At 43.1% G+C, this 4993-nt stretch carries 3 protein-coding genes; 2 read left to right on the forward strand and 1 reads right to left on the reverse strand.

Annotation, left to right across the window (positions count from 1 at the left end):
• The coding region (locus tag AB4232_RS22250) for a SulP family inorganic anion transporter (protein WP_372088033.1) at nt 1–1136 on the reverse strand (1136 nt) is incomplete at its 3' end.
• Nucleotides 1137–1694: 558 nt separating this feature from the next.
• Here AB4232_RS22250 and asnS point away from each other — a divergent pair.
• Together asnS and AB4232_RS22260 are read left to right on the forward strand one after the other, a co-directional pair.
• Nucleotides 1695–3095, forward strand: coding sequence for an asparagine--tRNA ligase (gene asnS / locus AB4232_RS22255; RefSeq protein WP_004734710.1), 1401 nt, complete (start codon nt 1695–1697; stop codon nt 3093–3095).
• Between the two features lie 338 nt (nt 3096–3433).
• Nucleotides 3434–4810: a hypothetical protein gene (locus tag AB4232_RS22260; RefSeq protein WP_372088034.1), complete on the forward strand. Its 1377-nt coding sequence runs from the start codon at nt 3434–3436 to the stop codon at nt 4808–4810.
• The last annotated feature ends 183 nt before the right edge of the window (nt 4811–4993 follow it).

Raw genomic sequence — 4993 nt, forward strand, 5'->3', positions numbered from 1 at the left:
GCTGACAACACCACGCCAACTGCAACACCTATCGCGAGATTGTGAGTAAACACCACCACCGCTACGGTCGCTAGCATCGTCACATTAGTAGGGAGCGTGTGATCTTTAAGTTCAACAACAGAACGCCATGAAAACGTGCCGATTGAAACCATGATCATCACAGACACTAAAGCCGCCATCGGTATCAGCTTCAACCAATCAGAAACAAACACCACCATTAGCAACAAAACAACCCCAGCGATCATACTGGATAATCGGGTTAAGCCGCCTGATTTGATGTTAATGATCGACTGGCCAATCATCGCACACCCCGCCATACCACCAAATAGTGAAGCCACGATGTTCGCTACGCCCTGCCCTTTGCATTCATTGTTCTTATTACTTTCAGTATCGGTCAGGTCATCCACGATCGTCGCCGTCATCAATGATTCCAATAAGCCTACAAGAGATAGAGCAATAGAATATGGCAGGATGGTTGTGAGCGTATCAAACGTGAATGGAATATTAGGGATCAAGAATACCGGCAGTGAATCCGGAAGCTTGCCCATATCGCCAATCGTTCTGACATCTAAACCAAATAACAAACTGATAATAGTCAGGGCAACAATCGCGACTAATGGAGAAGGTATTGCACGACCAAACTTGGGGAAATAAGGAAGCAGATAAATGATCGCCAAACCCAAAGCGACTAACACGTAAACACTTGAAGGAACGTTGATCAACTCAGGAAGCTGGGCCATGAAAATGAGAATCGCGAGCGCGTTAACAAATCCAGTAATCACCGATTTGGAAACGAAATTCATTAGGTTACCAAGCTTAAGATACCCGGCTGCGATTTGAATGACGCCAGCTAAAGATGAAGCAGCGAGTAGATATTCTAGTCCGTGCTCTCTCACCAAGGTGACCATTAATAGCGCCATAGCGCCTGTTGCACCGGAAATCATTCCCGGACGACTGCCAACCAAAGCAGTGACGACACAAATACAGAACGAGGCATAGAGCCCTACTTTAGGGTCTACGCCTGCGATAATTGAAAATGCGATAGCTTCAGGGATTAATGCGAGTGCAACCACAATCCCAGATAATGAATCTCCCTTAACGTTCGATAACCAGTGTTTTTTTAAATAATTAAGCATGTAATTCTCTTTTACTTGTACAGCCAGTCCTGCCTTGTTCAGACATAATTTGATCGACTGTTTTTCTTGAATGAGCGAGCGCTCGAAAAGTGCGGGTGTAGAGAGAATGCAGGGGTTAAGGCGGCGTAATTAACACGTGAATATTAAACTCCTCTTGTAGCTTTAGTGGGAAATTAAGAAGGTGATCAAGTCCAAAATGACTGAATCCGCGCCAATATAGAGTGAGTCTCAACACAATCACACTCCCATTATTGAAAACAAAGGTTTCGATTACGTCTTGCTCGTTCAACAGCTCACATAGGGTGAAAGGTAAGGCTGACGCTAAGATCGAACAAAAAACACACCCTCAAACCTATTTATCGTCAGTAGACACAATATTTCTTTCACCAAGCAAGAATAAAGGTTGAAGCTGTCGGTATGACAGGTAATATGTTCAATCGATTTAAAAAGTTTATACAACTCAATGTTTCGGCTAATTATTGTGCAAATATATGTTCATTTGCCTCAATGCCAGAGACTTTGAGTTGAATTTGTCCCTCAATGGAGAATGAAATCAACATGACTTACGCGCCTGTAACAGACGTACTTGGCGGCAAGCTAGCGGTAGACAGTGAAGTAACTGTTCGCGGCTGGATCCGTTCACGTCGTGATTCCAAAGCTGGAATCTCTTTCCTTGCCATTTATGACGGCTCTTGTTTCGACCCGATTCAGGCCGTGGTTCCTAATAATCTTAATAATTACGAAGACGAAGTATTAAAGCTAACAACTGGCTGCTCTGTTGAAGTAACAGGTAAGATTGTTGAGTCTCCTGCGAAAGGTCAAGACTTCGAACTAGCAGCAACTGACGTTAAAGTTGTAGGCTGGGTTGAAGACGCTGACACTTACCCAATGGCTAAGACACGTCACTCTATCGAATACCTTCGTGAAGTTGCTCACCTACGCCCACGTACAAACGTGATCGGCGCAGTAGCACGTGTACGTAACTGTCTATCTCAAGCGATTCACCGTTTCTACCACGAGCAAGGTTTCTTCTGGACTTCAGCTCCGCTTATCACTGCATCTGATGCAGAAGGCGCTGGTGAAATGTTCCGCGTATCGACGCTAGACATGGAAAACCTACCTCGCACTGACGAAGGCAAAGTTGACTTCAACGAAGATTTCTTCGGTAAAGAAACTTTCCTAACAGTATCTGGCCAACTTAATGCTGAAGCTTACGCTTGTGCACTAAGCAAGGTTTACACGTTCGGTCCTACGTTCCGTGCTGAAAACTCAAACACAAGCCGCCACCTAGCTGAATTCTGGATGGTTGAGCCTGAAGTTGCGTTTGCTGACCTTGACGATGTAGCGAAACTGGCTGAAGACATGCTTAAGTACGTTTTCGCTGCTGTTCTTGAAGAGCGCCGCGACGACCTTGAGTTCTTCGCTTCTCGCATCGACAAAGAAGCAATCACTCGTCTAGAGCAATTCGTAGACGCTGATTTCGCACAAGTTGACTACACTGACGCAATCCAAATCCTACTAGATTCTGGTAAGAAATTTGAATTCGACGTTGAGTGGGGCATCGACATGTCTTCTGAGCATGAGCGTTACCTAGCTGAAGAGCACTTCAAAGCACCTGTTATCGTTAAGAACTACCCGAAAGACATCAAAGCTTTCTACATGCGCTTAAACGACGACGGCAAAACAGTTGCAGCAATGGACGTACTTGCACCAGGCATCGGTGAAATCATCGGTGGTGCACAACGTGAAGAGCGTCTAGACATTCTAGACGAGCGCATGATTGGTATGGGTATCGACCCTGAGCACATGAGTTGGTACCGCGACCTACGTAAATACGGCACAGTGCCTCACGCTGGCTTCGGTCTTGGCTTTGAGCGTCTAGTGTCTTACGTAACAGGTATGGGCAACGTTCGTGACGTTATCCCGTTCCCACGTACGCCACGCTCTGCTAACTTCTAATCTCAGCTTTCTTCTTTCAGAGAAGTCAGTATAGATAGATAATTAAATAGATAAAAACCTCCGTATATACGGAGGTTTTTTTATTCCCCGAGATTATTTCCGTTACCCACAACCTCCCTTCCCCACCCACAAATTCTCCTGCGTATTCTCGATTCAAAAGCGGTTAGACGTGAAGATAACAAATCAACAAATCAACAAATCAACAAATCAACAAATCATATAGTTAAGCACTGTAATTTTATGTAATGAACACCTGACAAAGTCATACAGTATTGATGTCCTGTATAAATTATTCTTCTTACTAATTAATTTGTGAATATAAATTTTTAGGGACCCCAATGAAAACAAGCATTTTATCTGCAGCTCTACTAATCACTTTAACCGGATGTGGCGGAGGAGGCTCATCGACTCCCGCGAAAAAACCAACAGTTAAGCCAACGCAAAAGCCAGTGGTATTTATCTCTAAATGTTCGCAACCCTTACAAGGGGATACAGCCTTAACCTTCAAGATTAAGGGTACAATAGCGAGTGTCAATGGCGTTGCATGTAGTGGTAGCCCCAAAGCATTTGACGATATGATCAAAGCTCACCCGAATACAAAAACGCTGAACTTCATCGATATGGGTGGCTCTATGAATGATGATGCCAACATTCAACTAGCGTACAAAGTAAGAGCGAAAAAATTAGACACGTACATTAGCTCTATTGGACATGTCGCTTCGGGGGGAACTGACCTTTTCGCTGCGGGTGTGAAAAGAACGATTGAACCAGGTGCTCGATTAGGCGTTCACTCATGGGCACAAGGGTCTTTACAAGGGGCTTCATTGCCTGTTGGTCATAGTGAGCATAAACCCTACATTGATTATTATAAAAAGATGGGATTACCAGATCCGAGCGGCTTCTACTGGTTTACACTGAAAGCTGCTCCGGCTCAAGGAATGCATTATATGACTCCTGCTGAAGTATCTAAGTATGGTTTGGCGTCTGTAATGACGGGTGTTACAAAAGACCTACGAGCAAATTACACTCCTAAAAACAGCCTTTTGAACAACAACCTGTTAGACGTTGTTAGTGATAGTCTGAAAGCTGTAGCCGTTGAAAACCACGTGAGAAAAAGTGTATATGCACTTGATCATGTCTCTTCACTATTATTCAAGCAATTTAATGTATCAAACCGAGATGAGTTAATAACCTACTTAAAGGGTAATGGTAAACTAGATCCTGTTACCAAATCGTATGTATTCGCAGCCAAGTCAGACAAACCTACGACGATCTATAACTCAAACAAAGATGTAATTCATTCATCTTACAGCTCCAATAGTAAGTATAAGATCCAAGCTAAACCTTTAATTGAAACTGGCTTGACGATACAAGACTATGGCGTCGAAGACACAACAACAAGTGTTCAAGTCGTATTAAATAGAAGTGATGTCAAAGTTACCGTAGGAAGTGAAGAGTTTTCTCTAACCAAAGCCTCTTCAACAAATAAAATAAACCATTGCAAAATGGATAGCGCAGCGAATTCATCAGGTCACTTAGTAACGATTGCAAACTGTACAGAAAGCCGCCTTCAAGGTGACGTGGTACAATTGGTGAATTACAAGCGAACGACAAAAACACCCTTAATTGGTGGAACTCCCTCAGTAAAGAACTCCATTACTAAGACCGAGAACTTTGAATTCAATGCTAAGCAAAGTACGCTAATTACTAAGTAATTTTACAATGTGTAAAAAAAGCCCTACTTAACATAAGTAGGGCTTCATCTTTATTTATTCTGCTTAAGTTTCATTTAAGCTGTCCAGACTAAATTAGTCAGCCTTGCGTACCAAAAAGTGATCGAGCATAATTTTTTCACCTGTACTTTGAAGAGGCTTGAATTCAATGACTAACTGATCGCC

Source organism: Vibrio sp. 10N.286.46.A8 (assembly GCF_041470165.1).
GTDB lineage: Bacteria > Pseudomonadota > Gammaproteobacteria > Enterobacterales > Vibrionaceae > Vibrio > Vibrio tasmaniensis_A.